This window comes from Deinococcus fonticola, from assembly GCF_004634215.1.
In the GTDB taxonomy this organism is placed as follows: domain Bacteria; phylum Deinococcota; class Deinococci; order Deinococcales; family Deinococcaceae; genus Deinococcus; species Deinococcus fonticola.
The window spans coordinates 136,843-151,703 of sequence record NZ_SMMH01000001.1; the positions used below are offsets into that span (position 1 = coordinate 136,843).

Consider the following 14,861-nt stretch of genomic DNA (forward strand, 5'->3'; position numbering starts at 1 on the left):
TTCCGGGCAGCGGCAGCGCGACTGGCGGGTCGCCGTGAGTGCCGGGCGCTGGAGGGCCGTCACGGCGGGCCTGCTGGGGGTCACCGTGCTGAGCGCGGTGCTCGGCGAGGTGCTGGGCCGCGCCATGGGCTGGGGCGCCCTGGGGGGCGGCCCAGGCAGCGAGCCGAACGTGGCCGTCACGTTCGACGATGGCCCGTCGGAGCGCACCCACGAGTTGCTGGACGTCCTGAGGGAATTTGGGGTGCAGGCCACGTTTTTCGTGACGCAGCCCGCCTGCCGGGCCTTTCCCGCAGAGTTGCAGGCCACCGTGCAGGCCGGCCATCAGGTGGAAGCGCACGGGCGCTGGCACACCCACGCGCTGCTGCTGCAACCGTGGCGCGAATGGGCGCAGGTTCGCTGGCATCCCCGTATCCAGGAACTCCGTGCTCAGGAGCCGGGGTTCTTGGTCACAGGGCCGCTGCTGTACCGGCCTCCTTACGGCGGGCACAGCCCCTTCACACGGCTGCTGGCCCGCCTCCACCGCCGGCAGATTGCCCTGTGGGACGTGGAGGGCCGCGACTGGTTGAATCAGTCCGCCGAGATTCTCGCGGCGCAGACGCTGGCGCAGATGCGGCCCGGCAGTGTCGTGCTGTTGCACGACGGCCCCCAGGTGACCCCTGAACTCCTGAGGCTCGTCCTGAGCGGCCTGCACGCCAGGGGTTTAAGGGCGGTCACCCTGCATGAACTGCGTCCGCAGCGCCTGACCTGGCGGGCGGGCCTGAAACGCCTGCGCCGGAGTTACGGACGCTGATGAGGGAACCCGCCCATCCTGATCCCGTTCCCCCTCTGCTGCTGCCTGCCGCCCTGGCCCTTCCCCTGGGGCGCGGCACGCTGCTGGACGCCGGCGCCGAGGCTCAACTGTGCCCAGCGGCCGGTTCACTGGCGACGCAACTGGCCCGCCTGCACGACGACGTGGGCGAGCACCTTCACCGCCTCACCGGCACCCGGCCAGACTTGCCGCGCCGCAAGCCCCACCCCTGGACGGTGCTGACCGAGCGCGAACACCCCGCCTGGCCCCTGATGGCGCTCGGCCACCCGCCTGTCATTGCCGCCGACAGTACGCCCCACGTTGTCCGGCACCTCGCCACCGCCCACCTGGCGATGGACGCCGCCCGCTGCCACCAGTGGGCCGCCGACACGCACGCCAGGGACGGCTACGAGCCGCTGCGCCGCAGCCTGCCCGCCGAACAGCAGGGCACCTGGGCCGGGGTGAGCGCCACGGTGCTGACCGTGCAGGCCCAGCACGCCATGCTGCACGGCTGGGGGGTGCTGTCGGCCTACGTGGGCCTGCACCACGAGTGGCGTCAGCACGCGGCCCGGCAGATTCTCAGCGCCGTGACCACCCAGCCCGAGCTGCTGAACGACCCGTCCATCCTGGCGGCCACCACCCTGTGGGCCACCCTGTCCCTGCTGCACGGCGACCTGCCCCGCCCGCCAGGTGTGCAGGTGGGAAACGCTGCCCGCGCGCTGCGCTCACTTCCGGAACACACCGTCACCGCACCGTTGCCCAACCCCTCGCGCCTGCGCCGCCACCTGCAAGCCCTGCTGCCCGGTCTGACCGACCCGGAATTTGGTAGTCTGGCCGATCACCTGTACGGCCAGGTATCCACCAGCCCGGAAACCACACTCCGGCACACTTCCGGGCAACTCCTCACCCGCGCGCCGGGCCACACGGCGTACTGGTTGCGCCGCGCCGGGCAGGTGCAGGTCATCACGGTCGTGTCGGCGCAGGATGCTGGGGGCCTGGACGTGAGGGCCTGGCACTGGAACCTCTAGAGCAGGTCTCTGAAGTCGGAAAGGCACTTCGCCTAACTCCGTTCTTCGTCCTGCTCATCTCAATTCACTCGCGCTGCTCGGACAAAAGCGCTCGGTTCTTTGGCAGATGCTCTAGACTGCTGGATGCCGAATGAGTGATTTCGACGACCTGCAACTCACCCTGCACCGCACCGCCGAGCAGCGCCGCACCGAGCAGGAACTGTGCGAGCGGCTGCTCAACGGCCTGTACCATGCCCTGCGCACGGCGGGTGGGCGCGGTCAGCCGCTGAACAACGTGTCCATGGACATCGTGCCTGACCCCTTGCGGAGGCTGGTGCCGGTGCCGCTGGGTGAGTTTCACGCCGCCTGGTTTCGCCTGGGCCTGTGCGAGGTGCTGGTGCGCGTCCGCCTGCACGGCGAGGAATTTCACGGGGAATTCGGCACCAGCGGCGTGTTTCGCGTCACCGACCTGGACACCGACAGCGTGGCGGTGGTGGCCCGGCAGCTCCTGCGCGAAATCAACCGGATGTATCAGGGCCTTGAACCCGCAGACCTGAACCTGAATTAGGGCAGGGGTTCGGGAGGGGATGGAAAAATCAACGTAAGCAAAAGGGCTTTGCCCGCTTCCGACTGACCACGATCCTCTTACCGCAGGTTGAACATCATCACCACGTGGGCGCCGGTGCCGCCCAGCACGAACAGGTGCCAGATCTCGTGGAAACCGAACACGCCGGGGCGCGGGTTCCAGCGTTTGGTGGCGTAAACGATGGCCCCGGCCGTATACAGCAGCCCGCCTGCCGCCAGCCAGAAGATGGCCTGGGCGGGCAGGTTCCGGATCAGCTGCGGCAGCAGCGCCAGTGCCAGCCAGCCCATGCCCAGGTAAAGCAGGGTGCTGATCCAGCGCGGCAGATTCATCGTGAGGAGCTTCAGGGCAATGCCGGCCAACGCAATACCCCAGATGCCGTACAGCACGCCGCCGCGCCAGAACCCGTGCAGCCCGGAGTAGGCCACGGGCGTGTAGCTCCCGGCGATCAGCAGGAAGATGCCGGCATGATCCAGTTTCCGCAGCCACAGCAGCCCGCGTTCGCTGCCCCGGAAGGAGTGGTAGGCCGCCGAGGCCGCGTACAGGGCGGCCATGCTGACCAGAAACACCGTGAACGGCCAGCGCGCCAGCCCCGCCCGGTCAGCCCACCACAGCATGGGCAATAGCAGCAGCAGGGCCGCCAGCACGCCGGCCCAGTGGGTCAGGGCATTCACCGGTTCACGCAAGACAGACTGCAGGCTCACGCCTCAGGGTACGCCGGGGAAGCGCGGCGGATCGGGCGCGGTGAACTTTTCGGCTGTTCAGCGCGTCAGGGTGTGGGCGGCGCCGATGTACAGTTTCACGCCCTGCTCCAGCGCCTGTTCGTCCAGGTCGAACTTCGGGTGGTGGTGCGGGGCAGCGTCCGGGCCACCCGCGCCGATCAGCACGAAGGTGCCGGGGGCCTTGGTCATGTACGCGCTGAAGTCCTCGCTGCCCATCAGGGGGTTGGGGTTCGTGAGCAACTGGGCCTCAGGCAGCACCTGGCGCACCATCTCCTGAAGTTTTGCCGCCACCTCTGGGTCGTTCGTGGTGGCGCGGTAGCCCTGGATGTAATCGAACTGGTAGGTGGCCCCGTGCGCCTGCGTGATGCCTTTCGCAATGGCTTCCATCCGCTCTGGAATGAGGGTGCGAACCTCCGGATTGAAGGTGCGGACGGTGCCGCCCAGCGTTACGGTGTCCGGAATAACGTTCATGGCCTGCCCGCCTTCCAGTGTCGCCACCGTCACCACGGCCGTATCCATCGGGTCGAGGGTGCGCGACACGATGGTCTGGAACGCCAGGATAATCTGCGCGGCAATCACCACCGGGTCGATGGTCTGGTTCGGCATGGCCCCGTGACCGCCTTTCCCCTGAATTTTCAGGCTGAAGCGGTCGGCGGCGGCCATCAGCGGCCCGCCTTTCACCACCACCACACCGGTCGGCACCGGACTCATCAGGTGAATGCCCATCACGGTATCCACCCCGTCCATCAGGCCGGCATCCACCAGTTGCTGCGCTCCGCCGGGCGGCAATTCCTCGGCGTGCTGAAAGATAAAACGCACTTCACCGCTGAGCGTTTCCGGGTGCGCCGAGAGCATCCTGGCGGCCCCCAGCAGCATGGCGGTGTGCCCGTCGTGACCGCAGGCGTGCATGACGCCCTGGTTCTGCGAGGTGAACTCCAGCCCGGTTTCCTCCTGGATGGGCAGCGCGTCCATGTCGGCCCGCAGCAGCACCGTCTTGCCCGGCCCGGCCTGGCCCCTGAGCACCGCCAGCACGCTGGTGGGCGTGGGCCGCGAGACGCTCAGGTGGGGAAGTCGACGCAGCTCCTCCTCGACAAACTGCGCGGTGTGGTGCTCCTGAAAAGACAGTTCGGGATGGCGGTGCAGGTGACGCCGCCACTGAATGACCTGCTGCGAAAGTTCGGCGGGCACCTGCGTCCCGGGTATCCGCGTCTCGGGTGTCTGCGTCATAGGTCGACCTCCTGTGGTTTGGTGCTTCAGTGTAGTTCGGTGTCCGGAGGAAGTCCCGGCGGGTGCTCTAGAAACGAGCCGCCCGCCACATTCCTGGTGGCAGGCGACTGGTGGGGGCAGTCCTTTCCTTTACTTCTTCCCGTCGATGGTGATGTCCTCGAACGGCAGCAGGGTGCTGGGGCCGGGCATCCAGCCTTTCACGTAGGTGCGCGTAGCGCCCAGCGGGCGGCTATGCACGATGGGAAGGCGAACGTTCGCGTCATACGTGATCTGGTGAATCTGCGAGTAGGCCCTGGCCTGCGCCGCCTGGCTGCTGGACGCCGACGCCTGCCGCAACAGCTCGAAGATCTTGGGGCTGCGGTAGTTGCTGTCCAGCGAGGACTCATCGCCGTAATACGTGTAATAGAAGTTGTACGGGCTGGCGTAAGGGCCGGTCCAGCCGATCATGTACATGTCGAAGCCAGGGGCCTTGTTGCGGTCGTCGAGGTACTTGGCCCAGTCCTCGGTCTTGAGGTTGACCTTGACCCCGATGGCCGAGAGGTCGGCGGCCATCGCCTCGGCGATGGGTTTGGGCGTGGGAAAATATGGGCGGCTGACCGGCATGTACCACAGGTCAATCGAAAATCCGTTCGGGTAGCCCGCTTCCGCCAGCAGTTTCTTCGCAGCGGCCGGATCGAACCTGTAATCGTCCGGAACGTTCTTGCTGTTGGCCCAGCCCAGGGCCGGCGGCAGGAAGCTGGCGTCCGTGACGCCCAGGCCATTCCAGAACGCCTCCACGATGGCTTTTTTGTTCACCGCCATGCTGATGGCCCGGCGCACCTTGTCGTTTTTCAGGTACGTGTTGTTCATGTTCAGGCTCAGGAAACCCACGTTGAACGACGGCACCAGCACGGGCGTCAGGTTCTTGTCGCTCTTGACGGCATTCAGTTGTTCCGGGTTCAGGTCGGTCGTGAAGTCGATGGTTCCGGCCTTCAACTCGTTCAGGCGGGCCGCCGGGTCTTTGATGAAGCGCAGCACCAGCTGGTCGTAACTGGCCTTTTTGCCCCAGTGCGCCTTGTTGGGCGTCAGGACGATGCGGTCGCCGGTCTGCCAGCTTTGCATCACGAACGGCCCCGTTCCCACCGGCAGCGCGGCGGGCGTGCCGTACTTCGCCCCAGCTTTCTTGACCGCCGCCGGGCTGGCAATGCCGAAGAACGATGTGGCCAGCGTTTCCGGCAGCGGCGCGAAGGGGCGCGTCAGGGTAAACACCACCTTGTTCGCCCCGTCTGCCCGTACGCTTTTCAGCAGGCTGTTGCTCTCGCCCTTAAAGCCCCCGAAAATAAACTGCCAGGACGTGAAACTCTTGCCGGTCTCCTTCGCGCCGCCGGGGGCGTCTCTGTCCCACCAGCGGTTCACGTTGAACACCACGGCGTCGGCGTTGAAAGGCGTGCCATCGGTGAACTTCACGCCAGGACGCAGGAAGAACGTCCACTCGGTGGCGTCTTTGTTCGGTTTCCATTGCAGGGCCAGGCCCGGCGCCAGCTGCGACGTGCCCTTTTTGAACTTCACCAGCGGGTCGTAGACCAGCAGCTGCGGCATGCTGGAATTTCCGTCCGTAATGGTGCCGGAATCCAGCGACACGGGTTCACCCCCCGCACCGTAAACCAGGGTCGCGGCCTGGGCCAGACCGGCGACGAGCGAGAGGGACAAGGCGGCGAACACGGCTTTTTTCAGCATGAACGTCCTTCAGAAGTGCATTAGGAATGTGCCTGATTCTAAAGGGTGTCTGAAGGCCGGGGTGAAGGCTGTTTATCGTTATCGCGGGCACGAGCTTTATGTACAGAACTCCTGAGGCGTGTCCTTGCCGGCAATGTGACGCGCCGCCGGGCCGCTTGCGCCGGCCGCGCTATACTGGAGGCCGTTCCTCGAACGAAGGGTGGGGTAGTCCTCCACCTTTTTTCGTGGAGGAGGTGGTGAAACGGCCCGCGCCCACTCAGGCAGGCCACTACAATATGAATAACAACCCAGCCCAGAACAACACAGAGAACAACCAGAAACTCATCACCCTCGCCCAGGAAGCCGTGCAGCCCCTGGGGTTCGAGGTGCTGGAAGTCCAGCAGCAGAAACAGGGCGGCGAGCACATCGTCCTGATTCGCATCGACCGCCTGGACGAGCAGCCCGTCACCATGGACGACCTCACGAAAGCCAGCCGCGCCGCCGACGCGCTGTTCGACGAGGCCGACCCCATCCCCGGCGAGTACCGCCTGGAATTCGAGTCCCCCGGTTCCAAACGCCCCCTCACCCGCGCCCGCCACTTCGAGCGCATGCTGGGCCTGAAAGCCAGGGTGAAAAGTGGGGCGCACAACTTCACCGCCCCCATCAAAGCGGTCAGCGGCGACGACGTGACCTTCAGCGTCGGCGGAGAAGACGTTACGGTGAAAGCCAGCGAAATGCAGGCCAACCTGGCCGAATTTCCAGATCGGCACAGATAGGTCTATTGCCCGCAGCGAGTGGCTGGTGGAAAAAAGCCCACAACCTCGACAGGCGGCGCGCCGCGCAATGCCAATACACCGTGTCAACAAAGGAAGAGTGAGATGAGCCAACCGGAAATTAATTTCGCGGATGCCCTGCGTGAAGTCGCGCAGGCCCGCAACATCAACGAGATGCAGCTGATCGAGGCGTTCGAGCAGTCCCTCGCGCAGGCCTACACCCGCAACGTGGAGCCGGACAAACGCATCGAAGTTCACCTCGACCCGCAGTCGGGTGAACTGGAAGTGCTGGTCGTGCGTGAAGTCGTGGAGAAGGTGGAGGACGAGAACCTTCAGATCTCGCTGGCCGACGCGCTGGAACTCGATTCCGGCGTGGAACTGGGCATGGAGATGGAATTCCCGGTCGACCGCGAGAAATTTAGCCGCATTGCGTTGCAGGCCGCCAAGCAGACCCTGACGCAGAAAATGCGCGAAACCGAGCGTAACGTGGTGTTCAACGAGTACAAAGACCGTGAAGGTCAGGTCCTCACGGCGCAGATCGTGCGCAGCGACAACAAAGGTAACTGGTTCGTGGAACTGGGCGCGGGTGAGGCGATTCTGCCGCCGCGCGAGCAGATTCCCGGCGAGAAGCTGACCCCCGGCAACCGCGTCAAGATCTACCTGAAGGAAGTCCGCAAGACGCCCAAAGGCCCCACTATCCTGGCTTCTCGTGCCGACGAGCGGCTGCTGGATTACCTGCTGCGCCAGGAAATTCCCGAAGTGGCGAACGGCATCGTGGAAATCAAGGCCATCGCCCGCGAGGCCGGGCAGCGCAGCAAGGTGGCGGTGTTCAGCCACAACAGCAACGTCGACCCCATCGGCGCGTGCATCGGGCACCGTGGCAACCGCATTCAGGCGGTAACCGGTGAACTCGGGCGCGAGCGCGTGGACGTGATCCTGTGGGACGCCAACACCCGTGAATTCATTCGCAACGCCCTCTCCCCGGCAAAAGTCGGCCTGATCGAAGCCGACAGCGAAAGCCGCGAGGCCGGCGTGACGGTCACGCCGGATCAGCTCAGCCTCGCCATCGGCAAAGGCGGGCAGAACGTGCGCCTGGCCGCGAAACTGACCGGGTTCAAGATCGACCTGCGGGAAACCGCCGCCGTCAGCGACCTGGACGCCGCCATGCAGCAGGCCATGCAGGATGAACAGAGCGGAGGCGAACCGCAAGGCGCGGCGAAATCCGCCTTCGACGCCCTGTTCGCCGACAGCAAGAGCGTGGCGACCGCCAGCCCCGACGACGTTCAACAGGAAGAGTAAGCCCGGTCACGCCGGGGTCAGGGTTTCGTCATGAAGGATTCGTCGTGAGTGAAGTTTGCCAGAAACACGTTCCGGAACGCACCTGCGTGGCCTGCCGCAAGAAGCGCCCACAAGGGGAATTCCTGCGTTTCACGAAGGACACCCAGGGCCTCTGGCAGATGGACTCGCGCAGGGGAAAACCGGCGCGGGCAGGACGGGGCACCTACCTGTGCGCGGACAATCCCGCCTGCGGGCAGGAAAAGAAACTCCGGCGCACCTTCGGCGCTCAGGCGGAAAAAATGGCCCTGTCGGTCGCGGCTTTTCATCAACTCAATCAGGAACTCGAATCAGGAACCGCCCCCACGGGCGTCACTGGATGAACCCATGAGAACTTGAATTAATGCCCGCTCAGTGCGGGCGAACCACGGAGGGACGCATGTCGAAAGTCCGAATTTACACGCTCGCCAAGGAACTTGGCGTCGACAATCACAAGATGCTGGAAATCCTCGACGGGCTGGGCGTCAGCTACAAGAGTGTCAGCAGCACCATCGAGGAAGACACCGTCGAACTCATCAAGCAGATCGTCGAGGAAGAAGGCGCGGCCGTCACGGGTGGGGGCAGCGAGCCCGATCAGTCTGCCCGCACTGAGCCCGAACAGGCTCCCGTCGAAGTGCAGGCCGCAGTACAGTCCGGCACAGTGCTGTCCGGCACTTTGGAGCCCGCTCCCGGTCAGCTCCCGGTCGAGGGCCGTGCCACTGAAGCGCAGCCGCGCCCCAGTGAGGTGGCAGTGCAGGAAGTAAGTGCCGCTGCGGCGCAGGAAATTCCGCACCGCGCGCCGGTCGTGACCATCATGGGCCACGTCGACCACGGGAAAACCAGCCTGCTCGACTACATCCGCAAGACGAAGGTCGCCGCGAAGGAAGCCGGCGGGATTACCCAGCACGTCGGGGCCTTCGAGGCCAAGACCAGCAAGGGCAGGATCGTGTTCATCGACACGCCCGGCCACGAGGCCTTTACCACCATCCGCGCGCGCGGGGCGAACGTCGCGGACATCGCGATCATCGTGATCGCCGCCGACGACAGCCTGATGCCCCAGACCCGCGAGGCCATCGCGCACGCGCAGGCCGCCAAAGTGCCCATGATCATCGCCATCAACAAGATCGACCTGGCGCAGGCCGACCCGGAGAAGGTCAAGACTGACCTCACGCAACTGAATCTGGTGCCCGAAGAGTACGGCGGTGACCTGATCGTGGTGCCGGTCAGTGCGCGCAGTGGTGAAGGCGTGGAAGACCTGCTGGAGTACATCAGCCTGACCGCCGAACTCGAAGACCTGCGGGCCGACCCCAAAGGCCAGTTCAGCGGCGTGGTGATCGAAGGCAAGGTCGACAAGCAGGCGGGCGTCCTCGCCACCGTCATGGTGCAGGAAGGTACGCTGCACGTCGGGGATTTCCTGGTCGTGGGCGAGAACTACGGCAAGATCAAGGCCATGACCGACAGTGGCGGCGCCCGCATCAAGGAAGCCGGGCCCAGCACGCCCGTGCAGATCCTGGGCTTCAGTGACGTGCCCACCAGCGGCGACAAGGTGCAAAGCGCCAAGAACGAGCACGCCGCCCGTGAAGTGATCGCCCAGCGGGCCTCCGACCGCCGTGACGAGGAAGACGCCCGCCAGCGCCGCAAAGCCCAGCGCAGCCTGGAGGACATCCTGGGGCCGCTCGGTCAGGTGCGCACCGTCAACCTGATTCTGCGCGCCGACACGCAGGGCAGCGTGGAAGCCATTCAGGGCATCCTGGCCCGCAAGGAAACCGACGACGTGAAACTGAACGTCATGTTCGCCGGTATCGGTGCGCCCACCGAAGGCGACGTGCTGCTCGCCAGCACCGCCGAGGCGGAAATCCTGTGCTTCAGCGTCACCCCCAGCGGCGCGGTGACCAAAATCGCCGAGACCAAGGGCGTCGAGGTCAAGTCCTACCGCATCATCTACGAACTCATCGACGAGGTCGACCGCCTGATCAAGGGCAACATCGAACCCGTTTTCGAGGAGCAGTACCTGGGTCGCGCCGAAGTCCGCATGGTCATCCGTCACCCCAAAACCGGCAACATCGCCGGGTCGTACATCACCGACGGCAGCTTCAAACGCAACGCCAAGGCCATCGTGCGGCGTGGCAAGGAAGTCGTGTACGAGGGCACCGTGGTCGGCCTGAAACGCTTCAAGGACGACGTGCGCGAAGTCCAGCAGGGCTACGAGTGCGGCATCAACCTCGACTGGAACGACGTGATGGAAGGCGACATCATCGAAGCCAGCGAGATGGTGGAAGTCGAACAGAAGTAATCCGCTTCTGAAGAGAAAGCGGGGTGCTGCAAGGCGTAGCATAAAAGCTAGAACCCGATCACCTCACTTCTCTTTTCCAAAAGAACCCCCTCCAGCCGTGGAGGGGGTTCTTTCTTATTGCCGACCTGCTCAATTGCCGCAGCGCACGTCCTTGCCGTAATACTTTTTCATGAGCTGCACAGCGTCGTTGGTGCGCAGGTAACGCGCCAGGTAAATATTCAGCGACTGTTTCAGGGAATTGTTGCCCCCTGCGACCGCCATACCGGCCGGGGAGCTCCAGAGTTCCGGGCTCCAGTACAGCGGAATGGGCAGCACCTTTTTCAGCCCGCTCTGCATCGATGTCCAGGCGTAGGTGGCATCGACCTGCCCGGCGGCGACCGCCTGAATCAGGGCCATGTTCGTGTCGTACACCTTCACGGTTTTCTCGAAGCGCAGTTTCTCGATATAGGTCAACATGATCGACCCCTTCGAGGCCCCGATGGTTTTGCCAGCCAGGTCCGCGTTCTTGTTGAAATTCGGCACCCTGGAAACGATGGAGACACCGGAGCAGGCGTAGGCGCTGGTAAAGTCGATGTTCTTCTCGCGTGTGCTGGTCATGGCATAGTTGTTCATGGCAATGTCGATCTTGTCGTCGTTGAGCGCCGCGAACAGCTCATCGGAGGGCATGGCATTTTGACCAGCCGCAGACCCAGCACCATGTTTTTGGCCAGCGCCGCGATGAACTCCGGCTCGAAACCGGATCAGTGACCGACGGCTTCCAGATTGAAAGGGTACAGGTCGCCGGGCATGCCGACGCGCAGGAACCCGGCCTGTTGAACCTGGGCCATAGTCCTGGCCTCTGAGGTAGAAACGTGCGTGAAGAACAGAACGGAACTGAAGCTGAGGAGTGCAAATCGTTTCATGCTTTTGCTCCTGATGATGTTGAAAGTGAAGGAAGTGAAAGGAGAAAAGGCGGCAGGTTAGGCACAGTCGGCTGTGACCCGGTTAACTGCCAGCTTCCTACTTTATGAACTGGCCTTGACAAAGCTCTTAATTCGGGTACTCCGGAGCTGAGCGTAAGCCCACTTCTACCTGACGCCTGAGACTGAGGAAGGGGATGGATCGCGCCTGACTTCATTCTCCGTTCTAGTCACTCAATTCACTCGCGCTGCTCGGTCGAAAAGCACTCCGTTCTTCTGTCGGATGCTCTAGTATGGCTGGCATGACCGACCCTTCCCTTTCGTCTGCGCCTGACCTGACCCGCCAGCTCGAAGCCCTGGGCGGGCAGCTGGTGTGGCGTATCGGCAAGGACGAGGTGAGTGAGCAGGTCGTGGTACGGCTGGGGTTCGCGTCCGCCACGCCGCGCTTCTCGTTCCTGCCGAAACTCCGCAGTGCCAACGACGCCGAGTTGCAGGAGGCCGTGGAGGCCGGGCAGGTCGTGATCGAGTGGGTGGATTGAGGCGAAGTCAGTGATTCTGGAATCTGCTCAGACGTTTACCCTGAAGCACCCGCGCGGCTTTGATGAGGCCCTGCGCTTCGTGCGTTCGCCCGAGGTGTCCCTGGCCCGCGTGCGCTTTCTCTCCGACTTGACCAACCGGGACGGGCAAGTGGGCGGCCACCTGACCGTAAAAACGCCCGGCCTGGGGGACATTTACCTGCCCTTCGCCTCGCAGTTGCAGCAGGAGCCGGACGGGGCCAGCCTGCAAGCCCTGACCCTGCCGGATCGGAACTGGGTGGCCGTCGATGGGCGGGCCAGTGTTATCCCGACGGCGGACATGACCTTCCGCTTTCATTTCACGGCGCATGTGACCCTGCCTGACGTGCCCGGCTGGGGCAGCGCGGCCTTCGAGAAGATGGTGAGTGCCGCTGCCCAGCGCACGCTTATGCGCGTGGCCGAGGCCCTGCCGCGAGACCTTGAGGCGGCCCTGCCTACCCCTGAGTAAGCGCAGCAAAGCACTCAAAACGTAGCCAGGGCGGTTCGGAACCCGTAAGCTTGAGCATGACTGTCGCGTTCCCCCCGAAGGCCCCCCCAGTCACCCCTCACCCCGTTAAAACCGAACGCCACGACACCAGAAACAGGACGCACCACACCAACACCGGTGTGCGTTCCGTTCACACCTACCGCCCGGAACCGCACGGCCTGTTCGTCTCGCGCCCCTTCCAGCGTCACCCGCGCATCCGCCACTGGCAGGCGCACCTGCTGCCGGCCCACAACCTGGTGGTGTGCCACTACGACTTCCACCACCAGCGCGAACACGATTACTACCTGGACGTGGCCCTGATCAGCGTTCAGGACGACCTCTGGACGGTGCGGGACCTGTACCTGGACGTGGTGCTGCGCGAGGGGCACAGCGCCGTCATCGTGGACACCGACGAACTGATCGCCGGGCACGCCGCCGGGTTCATCACCCATGCTGAACTGCACCTGGCCCTGGAAGTCGCGCACCGCACCCTGAGTGCCCTCAGTGCGGCCCAGTTCAACCTGCACACCTGGGCCACAAGTCAGGGCGTCCAGCTCGACTGGGACGCGCCACACGGTGAAGGTGCGCCGCCGAGCCCGGCCCACGCCTGAACCGGGCCATGGACTTTGAGGGGTTGCCCCAGAGCCCACAGCCCTGTCTTTTACATCGCGGCAGGAATCTCGATGCCGATCAGGTCAAGCGTCTCCTCGAAGGCCTGACGCAGGCGGGCCACCAGGGCCAGGCGGGCCTCACGCAGCCCCTCGTCGGATTGCAGGACGTTGGTGGCCGGTTTCCCCTTCCTGTCTTTGGCGTTGTACCAGGCGTTGAAACTGGTCGCCAGGTCGAGCGCGTACTGGGCCACCACGTGCGGCGAGTGAATACGCACGCTCTGCGCCACCACTTCCGGCAGTTTCGCCACCTGCTTGGCCAGCACCAGATCCACGTCCGGCAGGGCGTCCCAGTCGGCGCCTGTGCCGTCGGTGGCGTACCCGGCTTCCTGGGCCCGGCGCAGAATGTTCGCCGCCCGCACCGCCGCGTACTGCACGTAAGGCGCGGTGTCGCCGTTCAGCGAGATGACCTGATCGAGGTTGAAGTCGAAGGCCCGCGTGGGTTCGTTCCGCAGCATGGCGAAACGCAGAGCCCCCACGCCGATGCGCCGCGCGATCTCCTGCGCGTCCCCGCGCCCGGCCAGTTCCGGGTTCTTGCTCGTCAACTCTGCGAACCCCCGTTTGCCGGCCTCCTCCAGCGCAGTGTCGGCGGCCAGCGCGTGCCCTTTGCGCCCGCTGATGGTCTTGCCTTCCAGCGTCACGAACGCGTAGGAGAGGTGAACGCTGTGTTCTTTCTTGCCAGTCTCGCCCGCCACGCCCAGCGACGACCTGACCACCGTCTGCGGGTGCTCCTGGCGTGAATCGATCACGTTGATGACCTCCACTGCGTGGCCGAAGCGCCTGGCCGCGTCGGGCTGGCCGTCGGGGGCGCTCGTCCAGATCTCGTTCCCGTCGGGGTCAGTCATAAAGGGCTTAAACTTCATGCCCTCGAACAGCCCGAACTTCCAGAACTGGTAGCCGATGTCCTTGGCCGTATAGGTGGCCGTGCCGTCCGAACGCACCAACACCACGTTGGGTTCCTCCAGGCCTGGCATGAACTCGGACACGTTCATCACGAACGCGCCCTGGTACTTGCCTTCCTGCGGGTGGGTCGTGTACGGGCTGGCTTCCAGAATGTCCATGGCCTGCTTCAGAAAGCCGCTGCCCACCACGTCCGACTCCCAGTTCAGCAGGTCGTAGCGCGCGCCCATCTTGAAGCACGTCTCCAGCTGCGCCTTCACGGTCTGCTCCACGAAAGGGCGCAGCACCCCGGCTTCCAGCTTGTGCATGAGCTCGCGGATGCCGGGTTCCAGCGTTTCCTTCGCCGGGTCGGCGTTGAGCTGCACGTACCCCTCGCCCAGCCAGTGGTCGTACTTCTGCACGCCGTCCCACTCGCGGTTGTAATGTTCCACCGCGAACAGCGACTCGGCCGCCTGACGCCCGGTGTCGTCGATGTAATTCTGCACTTCCACGGTGTGACCGGCTGCCCGGAAAATCCGCGCCATGCTATCACCCAGAATCACGTTGCGCAGGTGCCCCACGTGCAGCTCTTTGTTGGGGTTCACGCTGGTGTGCTCGATGATCACCTTGCCGTGGCGCTCCGGCATCTGGAACGGCTGCTCCACCACGCCACGCACGAACGCCGGCACGTCCAGAAAGAAATTCAGGAACGGCCCCGCCGCTTCCACGCGCTTGATTCCCGCCGGCAGCACCACCGTCTCCGCCAGTTTCGCCGCGATCTGCGCCGGGTTCCCTCCGCCAGCCTTCGCCATCTGGAACGCGGCGGGCGTGCCGTAATCGCCGGGCTTGGTGGACGGCGTTTCCTGAATGGCCGCCTCCACCGGAATGCCCATCTGCTGCGCCGCCGCTTCCACTGCTGCTTTCAACTGCACCTTCAAATCCATTACGGCAGTCTAAAGGGCAAACGGGCAAA

The 14,861-nt window shown here is 64.5% G+C and carries 16 protein-coding genes; 10 read left to right on the top strand and 6 right to left on the bottom strand.

The genetic code is table 11. The annotated features are described in order from the left end of the window. The first annotated feature begins 34 nt into the window (after positions 1-34). From E5Z01_RS00740 to E5Z01_RS00750, 3 genes are all read left to right on the top strand, one after another. Positions 35-790, top strand: coding sequence for a polysaccharide deacetylase family protein (locus E5Z01_RS00740; protein ID WP_240738109.1), 756 nt, complete (start codon positions 35-37; stop codon positions 788-790). Then, entirely contained in the window at positions 790-1,815 is a 1,026-nt protein-coding gene (locus E5Z01_RS00745; RefSeq protein ID WP_135227620.1) for a hypothetical protein, read from the top strand. Before E5Z01_RS00740 ends, E5Z01_RS00745 begins: the two co-directional genes overlap by 1 nt. 130 nt (positions 1,816-1,945) lie before the next feature. Then, on the top strand, positions 1,946-2,362 hold the full coding sequence (locus tag E5Z01_RS00750) for a hypothetical protein (protein ID WP_135227621.1): 417 nt from the start codon (positions 1,946-1,948) through the stop codon (positions 2,360-2,362). 77 nt (positions 2,363-2,439) lie between these two features. Here the strand turns inward: E5Z01_RS00750 and trhA are convergent, their stop codons facing one another. The 3 genes from trhA to E5Z01_RS00765 all read right to left on the bottom strand — a co-directional run bounded on the left by trhA (position 2,440) and on the right by E5Z01_RS00765 (position 6,042). Further along, positions 2,440-3,081 carry a PAQR family membrane homeostasis protein TrhA gene (gene trhA / locus E5Z01_RS00755; protein ID WP_420810821.1) on the bottom strand — a complete coding sequence of 214 codons (642 nt, stop codon included), beginning with the start codon at positions 3,079-3,081 and terminating at the stop codon, positions 2,440-2,442. Between the two features lie 57 nt (positions 3,082-3,138). Next, on the bottom strand, positions 3,139-4,326 hold the full coding sequence (locus E5Z01_RS00760) for a M20 family metallopeptidase (RefSeq protein ID WP_135227622.1): 1,188 nt from the start codon (positions 4,324-4,326) through the stop codon (positions 3,139-3,141). Positions 4,327-4,455: 129 nt separating this feature from the next. Next, the gene (locus tag E5Z01_RS00765; RefSeq protein WP_135227623.1) at positions 4,456-6,042 is read right to left on the bottom strand and encodes an ABC transporter substrate-binding protein; all 1,587 of its coding nucleotides are present in this window, start codon (positions 6,040-6,042) and stop codon (positions 4,456-4,458) included. A gap of 275 nt (positions 6,043-6,317) precedes the next feature. On the opposite strand from E5Z01_RS00765, the gene rimP reads away from it, so the two are divergent. From rimP to infB, 4 genes are all read left to right on the top strand, one after another. Next, positions 6,318-6,797, top strand: coding sequence for a ribosome maturation factor RimP (gene rimP, locus E5Z01_RS00770; RefSeq protein ID WP_135227624.1), 480 nt, complete (start codon positions 6,318-6,320; stop codon positions 6,795-6,797). Positions 6,798-6,899: 102 nt separating this feature from the next. Continuing rightward, a complete protein-coding gene (nusA, locus tag E5Z01_RS00775) occupies positions 6,900-8,093 on the top strand; it encodes a transcription termination factor NusA (protein WP_135227625.1) in 1,194 nt (397 codons plus the stop codon). Between the two features lie 44 nt (positions 8,094-8,137). Continuing rightward, the gene (locus E5Z01_RS00780; RefSeq protein WP_119761716.1) at positions 8,138-8,452 is read left to right on the top strand and encodes a YlxR family protein; all 315 of its coding nucleotides are present in this window, start codon (positions 8,138-8,140) and stop codon (positions 8,450-8,452) included. A 56-nt stretch (positions 8,453-8,508) separates the two neighbouring features. After that, positions 8,509-10,401: a translation initiation factor IF-2 gene (gene infB / locus E5Z01_RS00785; protein WP_135227626.1), complete on the top strand. Its 1,893-nt coding sequence runs from the start codon at positions 8,509-8,511 to the stop codon at positions 10,399-10,401. Between the two features lie 129 nt (positions 10,402-10,530). Here infB and E5Z01_RS00790 read toward each other — a convergent pair whose 3' ends face one another. Beyond that, entirely contained in the window at positions 10,531-11,067 is a 537-nt protein-coding gene (locus E5Z01_RS00790; RefSeq protein WP_135227627.1) for a substrate-binding periplasmic protein, read from the bottom strand. 74 nt (positions 11,068-11,141) lie between these two features. Next, the gene (locus E5Z01_RS19350; protein ID WP_158591571.1) at positions 11,142-11,303 is read right to left on the bottom strand and encodes a hypothetical protein; all 162 of its coding nucleotides are present in this window, start codon (positions 11,301-11,303) and stop codon (positions 11,142-11,144) included. A 299-nt stretch (positions 11,304-11,602) separates the two neighbouring features. Here E5Z01_RS19350 and E5Z01_RS00795 point away from each other — a divergent pair, with 299 nt between their 5' ends. The 3 genes from E5Z01_RS00795 to E5Z01_RS00805 are packed head-to-tail and all read left to right on the top strand — an operon-like array spanning position 11,603 to position 12,952. Beyond that, positions 11,603-11,839, top strand: a complete 237-nt coding sequence (locus E5Z01_RS00795; RefSeq protein WP_135227628.1) for a DUF3248 domain-containing protein — start codon at positions 11,603-11,605, stop codon at positions 11,837-11,839. A 10-nt stretch (positions 11,840-11,849) separates the two neighbouring features. Continuing rightward, on the top strand, positions 11,850-12,323 hold the full coding sequence (locus E5Z01_RS00800; RefSeq protein WP_135227629.1) for a DUF3809 domain-containing protein: 474 nt from the start codon (positions 11,850-11,852) through the stop codon (positions 12,321-12,323). Between the two features lie 56 nt (positions 12,324-12,379). Further along, positions 12,380-12,952: a DUF402 domain-containing protein gene (locus E5Z01_RS00805; protein WP_135227630.1), complete on the top strand. Its 573-nt coding sequence runs from the start codon at positions 12,380-12,382 to the stop codon at positions 12,950-12,952. A 50-nt stretch (positions 12,953-13,002) separates the two neighbouring features. Here E5Z01_RS00805 and E5Z01_RS00810 read toward each other — a convergent pair whose 3' ends face one another. After that, positions 13,003-14,832 (bottom strand): arginine--tRNA ligase, encoded by a 1,830-nt coding sequence (locus E5Z01_RS00810; RefSeq protein ID WP_135227631.1) that lies wholly within the window; start codon positions 14,830-14,832, stop codon positions 13,003-13,005. Positions 14,833-14,861 lie beyond the last annotated feature (29 nt).